14 protein-coding genes are annotated in these 18,755 nt (G+C 71.1%); 7 read left to right on the plus strand and 7 right to left on the minus strand.

All coding sequences use genetic code 11. The annotated features are described in order from the left end of the window. Positions 1 to 500 (minus strand): AraC family transcriptional regulator (locus AB0959_RS32475; RefSeq protein ID WP_366830362.1); only part of this gene is annotated, 500 nt, incomplete at its 3' end. A gap of 551 nt (positions 501 to 1,051) precedes the next feature. Here AB0959_RS32475 and AB0959_RS32480 point away from each other — a divergent pair. Then, positions 1,052 to 2,896, plus strand: a complete 1,845-nt coding sequence (locus AB0959_RS32480; RefSeq protein ID WP_366830267.1) for an ABC transporter ATP-binding protein — start codon at positions 1,052 to 1,054, stop codon at positions 2,894 to 2,896. 63 nt (positions 2,897 to 2,959) lie between these two features. On the opposite strand, the gene AB0959_RS32485 is transcribed toward AB0959_RS32480, so the two are convergent. From AB0959_RS32485 to AB0959_RS32505, 5 genes are read right to left on the minus strand one after another with little or no spacing between them, the layout of a single operon-like run. Next, on the minus strand, positions 2,960 to 5,638 hold the full coding sequence (locus AB0959_RS32485; protein ID WP_366830268.1) for a discoidin domain-containing protein: 2,679 nt from the start codon (positions 5,636 to 5,638) through the stop codon (positions 2,960 to 2,962). Beyond that, a complete protein-coding gene (locus AB0959_RS32490; RefSeq protein WP_366830269.1) occupies positions 5,635 to 7,371 on the minus strand; it encodes a DUF2264 domain-containing protein in 1,737 nt (578 codons plus the stop codon). The genes AB0959_RS32485 and AB0959_RS32490 overlap by 4 nt, the downstream gene beginning before the upstream one ends. Further along, positions 7,371 to 8,249, minus strand: a complete 879-nt coding sequence (locus AB0959_RS32495; RefSeq protein WP_366830270.1) for a carbohydrate ABC transporter permease — start codon at positions 8,247 to 8,249, stop codon at positions 7,371 to 7,373. Before AB0959_RS32495 ends, AB0959_RS32490 begins: the two co-directional genes overlap by 1 nt. 11 nt (positions 8,250 to 8,260) lie before the next feature. Continuing rightward, positions 8,261 to 9,196 (minus strand): sugar ABC transporter permease, encoded by a 936-nt coding sequence (locus AB0959_RS32500; protein ID WP_366830271.1) that lies wholly within the window; start codon positions 9,194 to 9,196, stop codon positions 8,261 to 8,263. Beyond that, positions 9,193 to 10,491, minus strand: coding sequence for an extracellular solute-binding protein (locus tag AB0959_RS32505; RefSeq protein WP_366830272.1), 1,299 nt, complete (start codon positions 10,489 to 10,491; stop codon positions 9,193 to 9,195). Before AB0959_RS32505 ends, AB0959_RS32500 begins: the two co-directional genes overlap by 4 nt. A gap of 84 nt (positions 10,492 to 10,575) precedes the next feature. On the opposite strand from AB0959_RS32505, the gene AB0959_RS32510 reads away from it, so the two are divergent. Next, positions 10,576 to 11,637 carry a LacI family DNA-binding transcriptional regulator gene (locus AB0959_RS32510; RefSeq protein WP_366830273.1) on the plus strand — a complete coding sequence of 354 codons (1,062 nt, stop codon included), beginning with the start codon at positions 10,576 to 10,578 and terminating at the stop codon, positions 11,635 to 11,637. Positions 11,638 to 11,865: 228 nt separating this feature from the next. Then, complete coding sequence (locus AB0959_RS32515) at positions 11,866 to 14,601, plus strand: Tat pathway signal sequence domain protein (protein WP_366830364.1); 2,736 nt, start codon at positions 11,866 to 11,868, stop codon at positions 14,599 to 14,601. A 106-nt stretch (positions 14,602 to 14,707) separates the two neighbouring features. Here AB0959_RS32515 and AB0959_RS32520 read toward each other — a convergent pair whose 3' ends face one another. Then, positions 14,708 to 15,154, minus strand: coding sequence for a peptidase inhibitor family I36 protein (locus AB0959_RS32520; RefSeq protein WP_366830274.1), 447 nt, complete (start codon positions 15,152 to 15,154; stop codon positions 14,708 to 14,710). 137 nt (positions 15,155 to 15,291) lie between these two features. Here AB0959_RS32520 and AB0959_RS32525 point away from each other — a divergent pair, with 137 nt between their 5' ends. The 4 genes from AB0959_RS32525 to AB0959_RS32540 all read left to right on the plus strand — a co-directional run bounded on the left by AB0959_RS32525 (position 15,292) and on the right by AB0959_RS32540 (position 18,742). Further along, a complete protein-coding gene (locus AB0959_RS32525; protein WP_366830275.1) occupies positions 15,292 to 16,275 on the plus strand; it encodes a DUF5937 family protein in 984 nt (327 codons plus the stop codon). A 204-nt stretch (positions 16,276 to 16,479) separates the two neighbouring features. Next, complete coding sequence (locus AB0959_RS32530; RefSeq protein ID WP_366830365.1) at positions 16,480 to 17,238, plus strand: GNAT family N-acetyltransferase; 759 nt, start codon at positions 16,480 to 16,482, stop codon at positions 17,236 to 17,238. A gap of 62 nt (positions 17,239 to 17,300) precedes the next feature. Continuing rightward, positions 17,301 to 17,411, plus strand: a complete 111-nt coding sequence (locus tag AB0959_RS32535) for a putative leader peptide (RefSeq protein ID WP_366830276.1) — start codon at positions 17,301 to 17,303, stop codon at positions 17,409 to 17,411. Positions 17,412 to 17,527: 116 nt separating this feature from the next. Continuing rightward, positions 17,528 to 18,742 (plus strand): LLM class flavin-dependent oxidoreductase, encoded by a 1,215-nt coding sequence (locus AB0959_RS32540; protein ID WP_366830277.1) that lies wholly within the window; start codon positions 17,528 to 17,530, stop codon positions 18,740 to 18,742. Positions 18,743 to 18,755 lie beyond the last annotated feature (13 nt).

An 18,755-nucleotide genomic window follows, 5' to 3' on the forward strand; every position in this document is an offset into this window, starting at 1 on the left:
ATGCCCGCGGCCGTGCCCGCGCTGGTGAGGACGTCCCCGTCGTCCACGAACAGCTCGCGCGGGTCGACGTGCACCGACGGGTAGCGCTTGGCCAGTGTCGGCGCGTACATCCAGTGGGTGGTGGCCGGCCGGCCGTCCAGCAGCCCGGCGGCGGCCAGCACGAAGGCGCCGGTGCCCAGTCCGACGATGCGGGCGCCCTCCTCGTGCGCCCGGCGCAGTGCGTCGAGCGCCTCCTCGGGCGGCGGCGAGGTGATCGAGCGCCAGGCCGGCACGACGACGGTGCCCGCCCGTGAGATCGCCTCCAGCCCGTTCGGCGCGGTCAGTTCCAGGCCCCCCGTGGTCTGCAGCGGGCCGCCTTCCCCGGCGCTCACCAGCAGCCGGTAGCGCGGCGCTCCGGCGTCCTGGCGGTCACTGCCGAACACCGACAGCGGTATGGAACTCTCGAAGAGGGGGCTGCCGCTGAACAGCAGCACCGCGACGGTCTCCCTGCGGCGTCGCATGTGCTTCACCGGCGTGGTGGCACCGGTCGCGGCGAGCTCCGTCAACGTCCCTGCCCTCGTTCCCCCCAGCCGGTTCTCCTCTGCCCACGGAGGGAGGAGTACCCGCAGGAGGATGCGGTCAACTCTGATCGGCCGAGCCGCAGTTGAGATTGTATTCAAGGCCCTGGGCGTGTCGGCAGCCGCCCCGCACACGGCGTGGACCGGGCGGGGTGGGTCGTGCGACAGACAGCGGGGTCCGCGCCTGTTCCCTGACGGTAACCCCGCGCTTCTCTGCGTCTCTCCATGCCTCTGCTGAATTTGGGGGGACCCGTCATCGCGAGGGTATTTCCCCATATCCGTCGTGCGTCGGCAGTGTTGTTTTGCGTCAGGTCAATTCGACGTAATCGTACGCATGTTTAGACGGTCATGTGTGCCTCGGATTCTCCTGCGTCACACGCGGTGTCAGGGGCGTGATCTGGGAAAAACGCTTGGACTTCGCGGGTGCCGTCGCGGGAAACTGCGATTCCGCGCATTCCCGTGGCGGGGCCGCCACACAACACCACAGGGTTGGGATGGGATCTCCTGAATCGCGTGACGCATCGCCGAGCAGGGGCTCGGTACTCCTCGCACTTCGTTACTACGGACGGGAACTGGCGCGGCTGAGAAGGCTGACGGTTCCCGGGATGCTGTTGCCGGCGCTGGGCAACATCGGCATCTACTACATCGCACCGCTGGTGGTCGCGAAGCTCGTCGGCCGCATCGCCGGCGACTCCGGCGCCACCGCCGGCTCGGCACTGCCGTACCTGCTGGGCTTCGCCGGTGTCCTGCTGTTCGCGGAGGCGGTGTGGCGCGTCGGCCTGCACTGCCTGAACCGGCTCGGCGCCCTCGGTATCGAGCACCTGTACGTGATCGGCATGGACGAACTGTTCGCCAAGGATGCCACGTTCTTCCACGACAACTTCGCCGGATCGCTGACCAAGCGGGTCCTGAGCTTCGCCTCCCGCTTCGAGCCGTTCATCGACACGCTGACGTTCTCGGTCGTGGGCAACTTCGTGCCGCTGCTGTTCGGAGCGGTGGTGCTGTGGCGCTACGAACCGCTGCTCGTCGTCGGGCTCCTCGTGATGATCGCCCTGACGGCGCTGTGCGTGGTGCCCCTCATCCGCCGCCGCCAAGTGCTCGTCGCCCAGCGCGAGGCGGCGATCGCCCGGGTGTCGGGCCACGTCGCCGACAGCCTGATGAACATGGACACGGTGCGGGCCTTCGCCGCCGAGGACCGGGAGGCGGCCGAGCACCGGTCCCGCGTCGCGGAGTCTCGCCGGCTCTCGCTCAGGTCGTGGGACTACGGCAACCTGCGCATCGACACGCTTGTGGCACCGATGTCCGTGCTGACCAACGTGCTGGGCCTGCTGCTCGCGGTCACACTCGGCGGGGGTGCGCACGGCGTGGAAGCGGTCGTGGTCGCCTTCACGTACTACACCAACGCGACGCGGATCATGTTCGAGTTCAACCAGATCTACCGCCGCATGGAGGGCTCGATGACGGAGGCAGCGCAGTACACCGAACTGCTGCTGACGCCACCGACCGTGCTCGACCCGGCCTCCCCGGAGCCGTTGAAGCCCCGGGCCGCCGACATCCGCTTCGAGCAGGTGACCTTCGCACACGCGGGGGCCGAGCCGCTCTTCAGGGAGCTCGAACTGGCCGTGCCCAGCGGGGCGAAGATCGGTCTCGTCGGCCGGTCCGGCGGAGGCAAGACCACGCTCTCCCGGCTGCTGCTGCGGATGGCGGACATCGACGCCGGCCGGATCCTGATCGGAGGCCAGGACATCAGCAGACTGCGCCAGGCCGACCTGCGCAGCCTGATCGCCTACGTGCCGCAGGACCCGGCGATGTTCCACCGCACGCTGCGGGACAACATCGCGTTCGCCCGGCCGGACGCCACCGACGCCGAGATCCGCCAAGCCGCCGAGGCCGCGCACGTCACGGAGTTCGCCGACGTGTTGCCGGACGGCTTCGGCACCATGGTGGGCGAGCGCGGCATCAAGCTGTCCGGCGGACAGCGCCAGCGGGTCGCCCTCGCCCGTGCGATCCTCCGCGACGCCCCGATCCTCCTGCTCGACGAGGCGACCAGCGCCCTGGACTCCGAGAGCGAGCTCCTCGTGCAGGAGGCCTTGTGGCGGCTCATGGAGGGGCGGACGGCGCTCGTGGTGGCGCACCGGCTGAGTACGGTCGCCACCATGGACCGGCTCGTCGTCCTCGACCGGGGACGGATCATCGAGCAGGGCACGCACCAGGAGCTGCTCGCCTCGGACGGCGCCTACGCGAGGCTGTGGCAGCACCAGTCGGGTGGCTTCCTCGACGACAGCCCCACCGTCGCCCGCCCTCGCGACGTCAGCCCGGCGCAGGCCGACCTGCACTGAACGCGAAACCGGGCGGCAGCCTGATGCGCTGCCGCCCGGCCCGCCCAGTGGGGCCGACGTCGGTCAGGGCCGGATCGTCAACCAGTCCAGCGCCGCGACCTGTCGTCCCCCGGCCGCCACGAGATAGATGTCGTGGTTACCGCTGACCTCGCGCTTCAGCCGCGCCGACTGCTCCCGCCAGTCGCCGTCGCCCTTCACGGGCACGACACCGAGCAGCGGCCCGTCCGGTGCGTCCAGGCGCATCTGCAGCGAACAGGTCCGCGCGCAGGCCGACTTGGCACGCACGGTGAGCCGGTCCCCGGCGAGGTTCACCTTGCGGAAGCCCACCCGGTCGCCGGAGCCGAGCACCCCGGTGGCGGCCGTGCCGCGCTCCACGCCCCGTACGACCGTGGCCTGCTCGGCCTGGAGCGTGGTGGCGGCGTCGGGGCCGTCGCCGTACAGGCGCAGGTCGTTGACGACCCAGGGGTTCGGCCCGCTCGCGGTGAGCGTGATCCTCAGATAACGGGCCGTGGTCTGCCGGGGGAGCACCGCGTCCTGGGTGAAGGAGCGGCCGGAGACCCGGGCGAGCGGCTCGCCCCAGTGCGTGCCGTCGCGGCTGACCGAGACGGAGAACCCGTACGGCTGACCGCTGGTGTCACGGCCGGCGTCGAGCGAGAGCCGGCCGAAGGTCTTGGCCTGCCCGAGATCGACGGTCACGTACTGGCCCGGCGACTGCGGACTCGCCGCCGTCCAACGGGTGTTGATGTCCCCGTCGGTGACGGCCGAGGCGTCCGTGCCGTCGCTCGCGGTCGCCGTCCAGCTGCCGTGCCGTACCCGCTGCTGACAGCCCGGCAGGTCACAGCCCGTCGACCAGATCGGCTCGCCGTACTCGTAGGCGCCGATGTCCGGGGCCGTGCCGCGTACGTCCGTGGTGATCCCTTCGACGGACTCGCCGGTGTCGACGGCGGGGGAGCCGGCCGTGAGCCACAGCTCACCGTTGACGGCATCCGTGTAACCGGGCTTGTCGGTGATGAGGTTCGAGCGGACGACGGGCAGCGGATCGCCCGTCTGACTGACGGTGATCGGCATCGGGCCGACGATGTTGCTGATGTAGGTGTTCGAGGCGTCCGTGGCGTTGGACACCTGCACCGAACTGCCGTTGATGCCCACGCCGTAGCTGGAGTTGTGGTCACGGTTGCCGATGCTGGGTCCGGCGTGGCCGTTGAAGGCGGTGCCCCGCTGGCCCGTGTTCCAGGCGACGTTGTGGTGCATCGTGAAGTTGCCGGAGTAGTTGTCGATGTAGTAGCCGACCTGGCCGTCGGCGTCGTGCGAGGTGTTGTGGTCGACGGAGGTGCCGGAGGCGTTCAGGCTGCAGCACACGTAGAAGGGCGCGCCGTCGCGTGAGGTGCGCATGGCCTCGGACATGTCGTTGTAGGCGATGCGGTTGCCGTGGTACTCGGGCCCGTTGAGCTGCCAGGCCGTGTCGATGGAGGCCCGCCCGGTGCGCCGGATCGTGTTGTGCGTGACCGTCTGGTCGCTGCCGTTGATCTCGATGCCGGGTGTGTAGCTGCCCATCCAGCCGACGTCGTGGATGTAGTTGTTGGTGACGGTGTTGCCGCTGCCGCGCAGCAGGACGCCGTTCCCGGCCGAGCGGGAGATCTCGCTGTTCTTCAGCGTGTTGCCGCTGCCGAGGATCTGCACGCCCGAGTCGAGGATCCGGGAGGCGACGATGTGCCCTTCGAAGGGCGGGATCGCCAGGTCACTGTCCGGCGGCATGGGCAGGGTCGAGAACTCCGAGACGTACGTCGCGCGCAGCCGGTCGACCGTGACGCCCTTGCTGTCGTCGCCCGTGCGCAGCGACGTGCCCCACAGGTTCAGTCCGCGCACGGTGACGTACGAGCTCTTGCTCAGGTCGACACCCCAGAGCCGGTGCTTGGCGGTCACGGTGTGTCCGGCGATGCCGTCCTTCGGCGGGACCATGTACAGCCGGTGCGCGCTCTCGTCGTAGTACCACTCGCCCGGCTGGTCGAGGGCGGCCTTGGAGCCGACGAGGTAGTAGTTGCGGTAGTTCTGGTTACCCATGCACAGCGGCGGGCAGCGGTAGTTGCCGCCCTTGAAGTCCAGCTTGCCGTCGGCGGTCGCGGTGACCGTGCCGGTCTGCTGGGCCCACGGGTTGGAGCCCGCCCACAGGTGCACGGTGGCGCCGGTCCAGTCGGCGTCGGGCAGGTCGGGGTCGTCGATGTGCTGGTCGGTGGACGTGGCATCGGCCTCGGCCCAGGTGGTGTTCAGCGGATCGGGCCCGGAGTTGGGCCAACGGCCCTCCGAGGCACGGTCGTCGTCCACGAACACCGCGTTGAAGTCCGGGTCGAGGGGCAGGTCGGTGTCGGCGGCGACCAGTCCGTCACCGGCGTCCTTCCAGCCCGTCACCCGCTCGGTGCCGTCGACGGTCACCGGGCCGTCGCCGTACGCGGCGATCGTGATCGGCGCGTCCTTCGTGCCGGAGGGCGGGTCCACCTGTTCGCGGTAGGTGCCGCGGTGGATCAGACAGGTGTCGCCGGGGCGTACCCGCGAGAGGCAGTCGCCGATGGTGCGCAGGGGGCGCGCCTCGCTGCCGGACGCCCGGTCGCTGCCCGAGGGGGCCACGTTGTAGGTGCGGCCCGGGTTTGCCGAGTTCGCTGCCTGGGCCTGTCCCTGGACAGGGAGGGTCAGCAGCGCCGTCACCGCGGCCAGTACGGACAGGTGTCTCAGTCTGATGTCTCTCATGTACCGCCTCCAGTCGTCGGGGGTTGCCGCCAGGCCGCCTCGGTCTCCGGGCCGCCCGGAGCGCCCAGCACCGCGCATCTCAACCAGTGCTCACCGGGCGGGAGCCGGCCGCTCAGTACGGGCAGTGCCGTGCGCCGGGCGAGAACGTTCGTGCCGGGCAGACAGTCGACGACCTCGCCCTCACGCAGGTCGTCGAGGTCCCGCAGTCCGCTGAACCCCGCCCGGGCCGACACACGGGCGTATCCCGCCCCGGCCGACCGCTCCATGCTCATGTCCCGGCCCACGCCCGCGTCGCGGTCCACCGCGAAGGCGCCCTCCGCCGTGTGCAGCGCGCGCCCGGCCCGCACGCGGTGGGTGCGCAGATGCCAGGGAGGAGCGGCCGTCAGCCAGGTGGTGATCTCCACGTCCGGCCAGGGCCGCCAGACGCAGCGAACCGTGTCGCCCCGGGTCTCCGGGTCGGCAGGCTCCTCGCGCGTCCGGTAGTGCGACCCGCCGTCGTCACTGAGCGCCAGCATCGAGTCGTACGCCCCCTGCGCGAGCCCCAGCGCGCCGCCCGGGAGACTGAAGCCGAAGCGGGACGAGTACGCGAACTTGGCGTACTTCTCCGCCCCGTGCCGCACCCAGGCATGGTGCTGCCGCCCGGCGAGCAGGGTGACGTCCCCGGAGGACCGCATCAGCACCGCGCCCGCGTGCGGCTGGGCACTGACGGCGGGCACCGGAGGAGCCGACTCCTCCGGCACTGTCCAGAACGGGTGGTCCTGCGCCAGCGCGAGCGGCAGGAACGCCTTCATCGACCAGTACGGGGAGCCCGGCGCGTTGTACTGCTCGGCGAGCACGGGCTGCGGATAGCCGTACCCGATGGACAGCAGCCCGTCGGCCCCGGTCACCGGGCGCCCCTCCCACCAGCGCAGATGCCGCAGCAGATACCCCTTTGCCACGCCCCACGGCAGCGCGTCGACCCCGGCGAAGGGCAGCGCGCCCCAGAAGGCGGCCTGTGCCCAGCGGTAGGTGAGGCTGCGGCCGTAGGGCACGGCGGCGCCGTCGTCCGCGAACCAGTGCCGGAAGTCGAGGGCGAACCGGGCCGCGCGCTCCTTGAAGCGGTCCCCGGCGGTGAGCGTGTCGTACAGCAGCCCGTAGAAGTGCATCGCCCACGGCACGTAGTAGTCGTGCCGCTCGGTGGGGCCGTCGGAGTACCAGCCGTCGCCCCGCCAGAAGGTCTCCAGGCGTGCCAGCCGGGCGGCGACCAGGGAGCGGTCGTACGGTACGCCCACCCGGTCGAGGCCGAGGCCGATCAGTACGGGGAAGAAGTGCCAGTTGTTGTCGGCCGTCTCGCGCGGGAGGGCGCTGAGCAGCCACCGTGCGAGTCGGTCCCGTTCGGGGCCGGTGAGTGGGTCCCACCAGTGCTCGGGGGCGAGGGCCAGCGCGAAGCCGATCGCGGCCATCTCGACGATGCGCTGGTCGCGGTCGCGGGGCTCGCCCCAGTACTCGGGGTGGGCGGGGTCGCTGCCGTGGGCGAGGCCCCGCAGCCACAACTCCGTGTGCGGTACGGCCCCCTTGCCCGCCGCGAGCGGGGCCAGACCCCACAACGGCCGGGCGAACGCCTCCAGTTCGGCTGCGGTGTCGTCGTGGATCGCGGTGTTCACCCCGAGCCGTACGCGAGCCCGGCCGGGGCTGAAGTACGGCACCACCGGAGCCACCAAGTCCCGTACCCGGTCCTGGAGTTCGGCGCGCATCAGCCCTTCTCCGCCCCGGCCAGCAGCCCGGTGCGCAGGAAGCGCTGGGCGAGGACGAAGCCGATCATCAGCGGTGCGCACGCCACGAGCCCGGCCAGGGCCGCCTCCGGCTGGTGGATGTCGAGGTCGGCGAAGCCGCTGGAGTTGTTGACCGCGCCGGTGGACTGGAGCAGCGACATCAGCCCGAGCTGGAGGGTGAAGGTGCGGTCGTCGGAGAGCATCACGAAGGGCAGGAAGAAGTCGGTCCAGCAGCGCACGAAGCCGAAGAAGGCGATCAGCGCGATCGCGGGCCGGGCCAGCGGCAGCCCCACCGACCAGAACAGCCTGAGTTCGCTCGCGCCGTCGACGCGGGCGGCGTCCAGCAGGCTGTCGGGCAGGTTCGCCTGGAAGTGCAGGAAGGCGAGGTAGACCCCGAAGGGGTAGAAGGACAGCGGCAGGATCACCGCCCAGACCGTGCCGGCGAGGTTCACCGCCGACATCTCCAGGTAGAGGGGCAGCACCAGCGCGGCCGGCGGAAGGATCATCGTCACGATCGAGAGGGTGAGCAGCGTCCGGCGGCCCGCGAAGTCGTGCTTGGCGAGCACATAGCCCGCGGGCACGCACAGCAGCAGCGCGAGGGCGACGCTGGCCGCCGCGTAGACGACGGAGTTGCCGATCCACAGGGTGATCTCGCCGTCGTTGTACGACATCAGGTGTGACCAGGCGTCGCCGACCCGGCCGAGGGAGCCGAAACCGAGCGGTGAGCCGGTCGTCAGGTCGTCGGCCGTGCGGGTGGGCGCGAGGAGCAGCCAGAGCAGGGGCAGTCCGAAGAAGACGGCCGCCCCGAGCAGGAAGAGGGCGCGGGCGCCACGGGACAGAGCGGTCATGGCATCAGTCATGAAAGGTCATCTCACCTGGTGTCCGTGGAGTACATACGGGTGCGGGTGATCACGACCCAGGCGGCCAGCAGCCCGACCGCGAGCATGGCCAGCGACAGCGCGGCGGCCTTGCCGAAGTCGCCGTCCTGGGTGGCGTAGACGTACGCGAGCTGGTTGACGGACCAGGTGGGGCTGATCTGGCCGGGCGCGCCGGTGGACAGCACGGTGGGCTCGACGAAGACCTGGCTGCCGGAGGCGAAGCTGGAGATCAGCACGAAGGCGACGTACGTGCGGACCATCGGCAGCTTGACGTGCCACATGGTCCGCCAGGCCGAGGCGCCGTCGACCTGCGCCGCCTCCAGGACGTCCTTGGGCAGTGCGGTGAGCGCCCCGTACAGGACGACGATCCAGCCGCCCGCGTGCACGGCGACACCCATCACGGCGAGGACCGCGACCAGGCTGCCGCCGGAGAGCGCGTCCGTCGCGGTCTTCACGTCCAGGAGCCTCAGCAGCGGCCCGAACGGGCTGCTGTCCGGGCTGACCATGAACAGCCAGAGCAGGGCCGCCGCCGAGCCGGTGACCGCGCCCGGCAGGTAGTAGACGAGCTGGAGCGCGCCGGTCGCCCTGCCGGGCCGGGCGTGCAGGGTGAAGGCGAGCGAGAGCACGGTCAGCAGCAGGACCGGCAGCCACAGCAGGAGGTACGTCGTGACATTGCCGGCCGCCTCCCCGAGCCGGTAGTCGTCGAAGACGGCCGTCCAGTTGCGCAGGCCGGAGAACGAGCCGTCATGGACGAAGGATGTCCACAGGGCGTAGCCGGCGGGCGCGATGCCGAACAGTGCGAGGAACACGGCGTACGGGCCGACGAGGAGCCACGCGGCGGCGGTGCGCCCCCGGCGCTTGACGCGCCGGGGTGCGGCCGGGGACACGGTCTCCACCGCGGGCGGACGGGTCGGAGTCAGCGTCCTCATCCGACCGTGTACTCACTGGTCTTGGCCGCCGCGTCCAGCTTGTCCTGCCAACTCGTCAGCGCCTTGCGGAGGCTGCCGCCGGAGTCGGCCGCCTTCCCGACGGTGTCGTTGAAGCTCGCCTGCCAGTCGGCCTCGAAGCGGACGGCGCCGAAGCCGGGGCGCAGGGCGTTCGCCGCGGCGGTGAGGGCGGGCATCGGGTCGGAGGCGTAGTACGGGTCCTTGGCCTTGGCCTCGCCCCACTTCCGAGCCGCCGCCGTGAACGCGGGGTAGGTGGGCTGCTTGGCCTGCAGGGCGACATCGGTGGTCATCCAGCGCACCAGGTCCACCGCCTCCTTGGTGCGGTCGCCGGCGTGCGCCGAGACCAGGAAGGCGCCGCCACCGACCTGTCCCGCGAACGGCTTGGTCTCGCCGGGCCACGTGGGCATGGGGGCCGCGGCGATCCTGCCCTTGGGGATCTTGAAGGCGGGTCCGAACATGAAGTCGCCGAACCAGGCGGGGCCCGGCAGCATCAGGATCTTGTTCTCCTTGCCCAGCTTGGCGAAGGCGGGGTCGGTCGGCACGACGGTGGTGACCGCCTTGGCCTTGGCCATCGGCTGGAGCAGGTCCGCGACTCGGCCGCAGGTCTGCTGCGTGAGGTCGATGCGGACCTCGGTGAGGCTGAGGGTGTCCCGGGTGGGGCAGCCGCTGCTGCCGAAGTAGGTGCCGGCGCCGTACTTGCCGTTGATGGCGCCGACGATCGTGCCGGGGTGGTCCTCGGCCGCCTTCAGCCCGACCTGCTCGTACTCCGCCCAGGTCTTCGGGACCTCGTAGCCGTACTTCTTCATCAGCGAGGCGTCGTACCAGAGCACGGTGGGGGCGATGTCGTTGCGCAGGCAGTACGTCTTCCCGCTGAACGTGCAGGTGTCGAGCGAGCCGGGCGCGAAGCCCTCGCGGACGGACTTCGGGACGAGGTCGTCGAGCGGGGCCGCGTAGCCGAACTTGTCACTCGCGAGCGTCGCCGCCTCGGCGGGGTTGGTCAGGAAGACGACGTCGGGCCAGCCGCTCTTGGTGCGGTTGGCGAGCGAGACCTTGGTGGGGACGTACCCCGCGTCGGGCGGGACGGTGACGATACGGATCTTCAGGTCGGGGTGTGCCTTCTTGTACTCCTGGGCCGCCGGTGTCCGGGTGTTGTCCACCCAGACCAGCAACTCCTCCTTGTCGCCGCCCGACTTGCCGCTGCTGCCGCCGGTGCCTCCGCAGGCGGAGAGCACCAGCGCGGCGACGGCGGCCAGGGAGGCGGCGCGCCATCTCTTCATCGAAGACCACCTTTACTCCGGGGAGCTTGGTTGCGATAGTTTTCGCAACTCGCGACCGCCCCGGAAACGTAGGAGATTCATCCGATGACGTCAACGGTTCGGACGGGATCCGACTCGGGAAGGCGGCGGACCCTGGCCGAAATCGCCGAACAGGCTGGGGTTTCGGTCTCCACCGTCTCCAAGGTGCTGCACGACAGGTCCGATGTCTCGGCCGAGACCCGGGCGAAGGTGCAGCGCCTGCTGGAACAGCACGGCTATCTGGCGAAACACCGGACCACGGCCACGGCGGCCCAGCCCGGCGGCCTGATCGACTTCGTCATCAACGAACTGGACAGTCCCTGGGCCGTGGAGCTGATCCGCGGCGCCGAGGACGTGCTGCACGACGCGAACATGGGACTCGTCGTCTCGGCCACCCACGGCAGGACCAGGCGCGCCCGGCAGTGGCTGGACTCGCTGGCCACCCGCTCGACACGCGGCGCCATCCTCGTCGTCCCCGAGCTGACGCCGGAACAGCACGAGGAGCTGGGCCGGCTCGGCATCCCGTACGCGCTGGTGGCACCGATCGACGAGCCCGCGCCCGGCACACCGTGGGTGGGCGCGACCAACTGGCCCGGCGGGCTGGCCGCCACCCGCCACCTCATCGAGCTGGGCCACCGCCGGATCGCGATCATCAGCGGCCCGGAGCGCCGGCTCACCTCACGGGCCCGGGTCGACGGCTACCGCTCGGCGCTGGCGGAGGCGGGGCTCCCCTTCGATCCGGCGCTGGTGCGCTACGGCGACTTCACGCACAACCCCGCGCACCAGCACGCGCTGGACCTGCTGGCGCTGCCCGAGCGTCCGACGGCGATCTTCGCGGGCAGCGACCACCAGGCGCTGGGCACCTACCGGGCCGCCGCCGAGCTCGGACTGCGGATCCCGCACGACGTGAGCGTGGTCGGCTTCGACGACCTGCCGTTCGCCGACTGGGTGACCCCGCGGCTGACGACGGTCCGCACCCCACTGGCCGACATGACCGCGCTCGCGGCCCGGATGGTGCTGCGGCTGCTGTCCGGGGAACAGCCGGAGACGACCCGGGTGGAGGTGGCGACGGAGCTGGTGGTGCGGGAGAGCAGCGGGCCTCCGAGTCACGAACAAACCATCGGATGAATTGCATGTTCTGTCAGGCGTGTTGACGCATCAATCCGAGCTTTCTACCCTCCCGACTAGCCAAGTCATCGGATCAATAGCGACGGGAGATCGGTGATGGGAGTCAGCAGACGGGGGTTCCTGGGGCGCGTCGCAGCGAGCGCCGCCGGAGCGACGGCCGGACTGGGCGTGGCCGACCCGGCCGCAGCCCAACAAGCCCCGAGCACCGGCCCCGTGGCCCTCACCGGCATGCGGACCGACCGCGAGTGGCGGGACTTCCTCGCCGCACAGGACCCGCGCTGGAGGCGGCTGCCGCGCGCCTGGTACGAGGGCCCGTTCCTCGGCAACGGTCTGCTCGGCTCGCTCGTCTACCGCGAACCCGGGGCGAACGCCCTGCGCTTCACCGTCCACCACAGCGAAGTGCAGGACCACCGGCCGCAGTTCGGCCACAACTGGGGTGTGGCACGCCTGCCGGTCGGCAACCTCCTCCTGCGCCCCGTCGGCGCCATCACCGGGGCCGACCTGCGCCTGGACCTGTGGAACGCCGAGGTCAGCGGCACGGTCACCACGGACAAGGGCACCATCGAACTGCGCGCCCTGGTCCACAACGACCGGACGCTGCTGCTCGTCACCGCCACGGCGAGCGCGGGGGAGCGGGACTTCCGCTGGGAGTTCGTCCCCTCACCCGCCGTCAGCCCGCGCATCGTCCGCGAGGACCCTCCGGCCGGACTCGAGCCCAACCCCGACCCGGTGACCACACGGGAGGCGGACGGGACGGGCGTCGTCGTCCAGTCACTGGTCGCGGGCGGCCGGACCGTCACCGCCCACCGGGAACGCACGCGCGGCGACGAACGCGTGTACGTCCTCGCCGTCGCCCACTCCTATCCCGGCACCGACGCGGAGGGCCGGGCCAGATCGACCGTGCGCAAGGCGTCCGCGCTGCCCGTCTCCAGCCTGCTGCGCACCCACCGCGACTGGTGGCACCGCTTCTACCGCAAGAGTTTCCTGTCCGTCCCCGACGGGATGCTGCAGAGCTTCTACTGGATCCAGCTCTACAAGTGCGCCTCTGCCACCCGCGAACACGCGCCCATCATGGCGACCACCGGCCCCTGGCTGGAGTCCACCCCGTGGCCCGCCGTCTGGTGGAACCTCAACGTCCAGCTGGAGTACTGGGCGGTGCACGGCTCCAACCACCTGGAGCTGGACGCCGTCCCGCACACCCTCGCCGAGAACACCGACACGCTGATCGGCGCCCTGCGCCCCGAGTACCGCTCCGACTCGGCGGGCGTACGCCGCGCCACCGACGCCGCCGGCCAGACCAGCGGCACGGTCGCCGTCCCGGGTGTCGGCAGCACCCCTGAGGTCGGCAACCTTCCCTGGGCGCTGCACAACGTGTGGCTGACCTACCGCCACACCATGGACCGCGGCGTCCTCGAAGACGTCCTCTACCCGCTCCTGCGCCGGACCACCAACTACTACCTGCACTTCCTGTACGAGGGCGACGACGGACGCCTGCACCTGCCGACGACCTACTCGCCCGAGTACGGCAGCGCCCCCGACTGCAACTACGACCTGGCGCTGCTGCGCTGGAGCTGCGCGACGCTGCTGGAGACCGTCGACCGGCTCGGCGTACGGGACGACCTGGCGCCCAAGTGGCGCGAGGTGCTTCAGAAGCTGACCGACTACCCCGTGGACGAGAACGGCTTCATGATCGGAGCCGGGGTCCCCTTCGCCAAGTCCCACCGGCACTACTCGCACATGCTCTCCGTGTACCCCCTCTCCCTCGTCAACTGGGAGCAGCCCGAGCACCGCGACCTGATCGAGAAGTCGCTGAACCACTGGATCGGCTTCGAGGGCGCCCTGCGCGGCTACAGCTTCACCGGCGCCGCCTCGATCACCGCCCAGATGGGCCGGGGCGACGACTCGCTGAGGTATCTGCGGGAGCTGGTCGACCGGTACATCCAGCCCAACACCATGTACTACGAGGCCGGCCCCGTCATCGAGACACCGCTGTCCGCCGCGCAGTCCCTGCACGACATGCTGTGCCAGAGCTGGGGCGACACCATCCGTGTCTTCCCGGCCGTACCCGGCGACTGGCGGGACGTCACGCTCCACGACTTCCGCACCCAGGGCGCGTTCCTGGTCAGCGCGGTCCGCCAGGGCAGTACGACCCGCTGGGTGCGGGTGCGCAGCCTCGCCGGCGAGCCGTGCCGGATACGCCACTCCCTGCGCGGGCGCCTCACGGTCGCTGGGGTCGGCGGCCCGGCCCCCAAATGGCGCGACCTGGGCGACGGCGTGGTCGAGCTGGACCTGCCACGTGACGCGGAGGCGGTGATCCACCCGGCCGACGCACGGCCCGACCTGCGGATCGCCCCGGTGAAGGTGTCCGTGCCCGCCGACCCGTGGGGCCTGCCGGAACCGCCGCAGAGCGGAACCGTCACCCAGGTCGACCTCACCGGGGTCTTCGACAACGACGGCATCACCACCGAGATGTACTACGGCGACGGGGACTTCGACGGCACCGGCCGCACGTACCCCATGGTCCAGCTCCCGCAGACCGGGGAGACGACGGACAACGGCATCGCCTTCCTCTTCACCAACGGGAGCGAGGGAACCGACAACAACGTCGTGGCGGCCGGGCAGGAGATCACCGTCCCCCAAGGCGCGTACGCGAAGCTGCACGTGCTCGGCGCGGGTGACACGGCGGCCGCGACCGTCCCGGCGGCGGTCCGGTACGCCGACGGAACCAGCGGGACCGCACCGTTCACCCTCACCAACTGGCTCGCGTCCGGCCCCGAGAACGGTGAGACCGAGGCGGTGACCACCAGCCAGATCCACACCCGGACCGGACCGGTGGCCACCAAGGCGGCCGTCTTCCACCAGGTGGTCGAACTCGACGCGGGCAAGCAGCTCACGTCGATCACCCTGACCGCGCCCGAGGGGACGGCCGGGGCGCATGTCTTCGCCCTGTCGCTGGAGCACTAGGCGCAGGTCCGATACGCGCCCCGGATTCGGCCCCCGGGCGAACAGCAGACATCGGCGGGTCCCGGCATTCCGGGGCCCGCCGACCTGTCATCCGGTCATGCGCGGATCAGCAGGAAGCCTCCCAGCGGTGGGAGCGGATCCTGACGTTGAGACCCGGCCAGGTGTCACCGTGCTGCGCGATGCAGTAGCCGGTACCGGTGTAGTTCGCGCCGGTGTAGAGGACGACGTAGGCGTACGCGGACGACGTGCCGCTGTTCTTGGCGGACCCGACGTTCTGGGTGTCGGACCACGAACACTGGACGGAACCGCTGTACCAGTCCGGGTCGGCGTTGCTCCACGAGCACCGGCTGCCGTTGCCGTTGGCGCCGGTGTAGGCGCACAGATTGCCGCTGCTGCACTCCCACGCCTGAGCCGTGGCACTCGCGGAACTCGGTGCGATCAGGCCCAGGGCGGCCGTGGCGAAGGTGAGCGACGCGGCGGCGAGGGCTTTGCGGCCCCGACGGGTGGTGCGGCTGGGCTTACGGTCGTGCTCCTGCTCGTACGAGGACATCATGTGCCCTTTCTCGGAGACTGTGCCAACGGGCCTATGGCTGGCGGGAATTCATGTTTCCGGCCCGGCAGGCCGCTGTCATGCTCATGCGAGTGCGCTGACACTTCGCAGGTCGACAACGGTGGCCCACGGAGAAACGGATGCTCCGCTTTCATTTCACGTCCGAGGACCTCACCAAGGTCAGAGTGGCGACCGAACCGCACGCGCTCTGGGAGATCGCGGCCAGTCTGCACCGGCTCCAGACCCGTGAAGGCCGCTGGGCCTACGCGCCCTGGTTCCGTACCGCGTGTGACGCGTTGCGCCGGGCCGGGCTCGAACGGACGGTACAGACCTTCCTGATGCCGCTCTTCCCGCGCGCCAGCTACTTCCCGGACTTCCTGACGCCGCTGGAGGGCGCCGAAGGACTGGACGCCGGACTGGAGGCCGTTCTGGCGACACCGTACGAGCGGGTCGTGAAGGAGGTCGACACGCTCACCCGCGCCGTCGGTGCCCCGGCCTGGGCACGCCGGCTCACCGAGCGGGACATGCGCGAACAACTCGTGGGCGCCCTGCGCTCCTACCACCGTGCCGTGATCGTCCCTCACGAGGAGCGCATCCAGGAACGTCTGCACGCCGAGCGGGCCCGGCAGGCCCACACCCTGTTCCACGCCGGGACCGAGGGCATGCTCACCCGACTGGGCCCCGCGATCCGCTGGCGGCCACCCGTCCTGGAGATCGATCCGTATCCGGACCACCGCGACGTCCACCTCGACGGGCGGGGGCTGCTCCTGATCCCCTCCCACTTCTGCTGGCACGCGCCCATCGCCCTGGCCGACCCCGGGCTCCCGCCCGTTCTGCTCTACCCCCTCCACCACCTGCCGGCGACGACCGTGCACGCCGATTCCCCACCGTTGAACGTGCTGCTCGGCCCCACACGCGCCGCCATCCTCAGAGCCAGCGCTACCGGCTCCACCACCACCGAGGCCGCCCGCCGGGCCGGCGTGACACCTACGACCGCAAGCCATCACACGGCCGTACTGCGCGACGCCGGCCTGATCACCAGCCACCGCCACGCCAACACGGTCCTGCACACCCTGACCCCACTCGGAGCCGCCCTGCTGCGAACGGCGCCGGGCGACCGCTGACCCCGTGCAGTGGCCGGCCTGCTGAGCCGCCTCCTCCTCCGGAACGGAGCCCGGGGGAGATCGCCGGAGCGCCCGCCGAATTTCATGCATCTGCAACGATTCAACCCTCATCTGCCTGCTAGACATGGTGAGGTGAGTCGTCCAGCGCTGTACCGAAGGTTGTCCGTGGAGCCGGCCCGCGTCGGGAGCGGCGCGGCCCGTCCGATCGATGTCCGGGGTGGCGAAGCCCCTGCCGTCCCGGACGCGCACCTCCTCGACAACGCCGTCTGGGCCGCGTTGGCGGGCCCGCACGCCCATTTCGCGCAGAGGGTGGGCCGGGCGGCCCGCTATCCGGAGGACGTCTACTCCTACTCGGCGCTCGCCGATCCGGAGGACCCGGCCGCCTGGGCCGACCTGCACGCGCTCGTCGGGCCCGCGACCGCCTCCTGGATCAAGGGAGTCGACAGCGTCCCCGACGGGTGGGAGACGGTCGGCGGCAAGCGGGGCGTCCAACTCGTCGACACCGGACTGCGGGTCGAGGCCGCTCCCGAGGCGGAACGGCTCGGGCCCGACGACGTGCCGGAGATCCTGGACCTGGTCGCCCGCACCCGACCGGGCCCCTTCCGCGCCCGCACCGTCGAACTCGGCACCTACCTCGGCATCCGGCACCGGGGGAGGCTGATCGCCCTGGCCGGCGAGCGCTTGCGGCTGCCGGGCTGGACGGAGATCAGCGCCGTCTGCACCGACCCGGCGTATCGCGGCCGGGGACTGGCCACCCGGCTGGTGCGCGCGGTCGCGGCCGGCATCAGGGAACGCGGGGAGACCTCGCTGCTGCACGCCGCAGCGGCCAACACGGGGGCGATCCGGCTGTACGAGTCCATCGGCTTCACCCTGCGCCGCCGCACGACGATCCTCCAACTGCGCTCGCCAGGAACGGTCCCAGGAACGGCCCCAGGAACAGACCGCGGCGCAAGGCCGTTGTGACGGTCGACGAGACGCGCGGTACGACGCTGCCCCGGCAGGCGCGACGGACGGAGGTGTGGCCCATGCGACGCGTGCGCCACCCCCGTGCCCTGAACCCCCGCCGCCGTATCCGCCTCCACTCCCGGCCGCACATCGACCTCCAGCGCGTGGCCGGCGCGCTCTGTTGCTCCTGACGCTCCCCAGCCTTGGGCCGGTGGGACCCCCCTTCGCCGCGCTCCCCAGCCGCCGTGCCCCGCCCTGTTCACGCAGGGGCCGGCGCTCTCGTACGGACCTCCAGGAAGGCACCCCCTTGTCCTCAGCACCCTCCGCTCCGCTGCACCTCGCCGTCGCCCTCGACGGCACCGGCTGGCACCCCGCCTCCTGGCGTGAGCCGGTCGCCCGCCCCCGTGATCTGTTCACCGCCGGATACTGGGCCGATCTGGTCGCCGAGGCCGAGCGCGGCCTGCTCGACTTCGTGACCCTCGAGGACGGCCTCGGCCCGCAGTCCTCCCACCCCTTCGAACCCGACGGCCGCACCGAGGAGGTCCGCGGCCGGCTGGACGCCGTGCTCGTCGCCGCGCGCGTCGCCCCCCTCACCCGGCACATAGGCCTGGTCCCGACCACGGTGGCCACCCACACGGAGCCGTTCCACATCTCCAAGGCGATCGCCACCCTGGACTACGTGAGCACCGGCCGGGCGGGTCTGCGCGTACAGATCACCGCCCGCCCGAACGAGGCCGACCACTTCGGCCGCCGCACGATTCCGCACATCGACTCCTACGACAGCCCCGTGGTCACCGACCTCTTCGACGAGGCCGCCGACTACGTGGAGGTCGTGCGCCGGCTCTGGGACAGCTGGGAGGACGACGCCGAGATCCGTGACGCCGCCACCGGCCGCTTCGTCGACCGCGACAAACTGCACTACATCGACTTCCAGGGCAAGCACTTCAGCGTCAAGGGCCCCTCCATCACCCCTCGCCCGCCGCAGGGCCAGCCCGTCGTCACCGCCCTCGCCCACCAGGCCGTCCCCTACCGGCTGGTGGCCCGCCAGGCCGACGTCGGCTACGTCACCCCGCACGACGCCGACGACGCCCGTGCGATCGTCGAGGAGATCCGCGCCGAGCAGCAGGCGGCCGGGCGCGGCGCCGAACTCCTGCACATCTTCGGTGACTTGGTGGTCTTCCTGGATGACGACCAGGCCGCCGCCGAGGACCGCCGCACACGCCTCGACGCCCTCGCGGGAGAGCCGTACACGAGCGACGCGCGCGTCTTCGCGGGTACGCCCGCCCAACTCGCCGATCTCCTTCAGGAGCTGGCGGCAGAGGGATTGAGCGGCTTCCGGCTGCGGCCCGCCGTCGCCGGACACGACCTGCCCGCGATCACCAGGGGCCTGGTCCCCGAACTCCAGCGCCGGAACGCCTTCCGCCGCGCCTACGAGGCGGACACCCTGCGCGGACTGCTGGGTCTGCCCCGCCCCGCCAACCGCTACGCCGCCGCCACAGCCGCCGCCGCTGCCACCGTCTGAGCCGGAGGGACCG

The organism is Streptomyces sp. NPDC046862 (genome assembly GCF_040704615.1).
Lineage (GTDB): Bacteria > Actinomycetota > Actinomycetes > Streptomycetales > Streptomycetaceae > Streptomyces.

What these genes read in the sequence shown, in the direction of transcription:
- AB0959_RS32525 (WP_366830275.1), top strand. Translation starts at nt 15,292, where the DNA reads ATGCTCCGCTTTCATTTCACGTCCGAGGACCTCACCAAGGTCAGAGTG.
- AB0959_RS32500 (WP_366830271.1), bottom strand. Translation starts at nt 9,196, where the DNA reads ATGAGGACGCTGACTCCGACCCGTCCGCCCGCGGTGGAGACCGTGTCC.
- AB0959_RS32485 (WP_366830268.1), bottom strand. Translation starts at nt 5,638, where the DNA reads ATGAGAGACATCAGACTGAGACACCTGTCCGTACTGGCCGCGGTGACG.
- AB0959_RS32490 (WP_366830269.1), bottom strand. Translation starts at nt 7,371, where the DNA reads ATGCGCGCCGAACTCCAGGACCGGGTACGGGACTTGGTGGCTCCGGTG.
- AB0959_RS32495 (WP_366830270.1), bottom strand. Translation starts at nt 8,249, where the DNA reads ATGACTGATGCCATGACCGCTCTGTCCCGTGGCGCCCGCGCCCTCTTC.
- AB0959_RS32535 (WP_366830276.1), top strand. Translation starts at nt 17,301, where the DNA reads ATGCGACGCGTGCGCCACCCCCGTGCCCTGAACCCCCGCCGCCGTATC.
- AB0959_RS32520 (WP_366830274.1), bottom strand. Translation starts at nt 15,154, where the DNA reads ATGATGTCCTCGTACGAGCAGGAGCACGACCGTAAGCCCAGCCGCACC.
- AB0959_RS32515 (WP_366830364.1), top strand. Translation starts at nt 11,866, where the DNA reads ATGCGGACCGACCGCGAGTGGCGGGACTTCCTCGCCGCACAGGACCCG.
- AB0959_RS32505 (WP_366830272.1), bottom strand. Translation starts at nt 10,491, where the DNA reads ATGAAGAGATGGCGCGCCGCCTCCCTGGCCGCCGTCGCCGCGCTGGTG.
- AB0959_RS32510 (WP_366830273.1), top strand. Translation starts at nt 10,576, where the DNA reads ATGACGTCAACGGTTCGGACGGGATCCGACTCGGGAAGGCGGCGGACC.
- AB0959_RS32480 (WP_366830267.1), top strand. Translation starts at nt 1,052, where the DNA reads ATGGGATCTCCTGAATCGCGTGACGCATCGCCGAGCAGGGGCTCGGTA.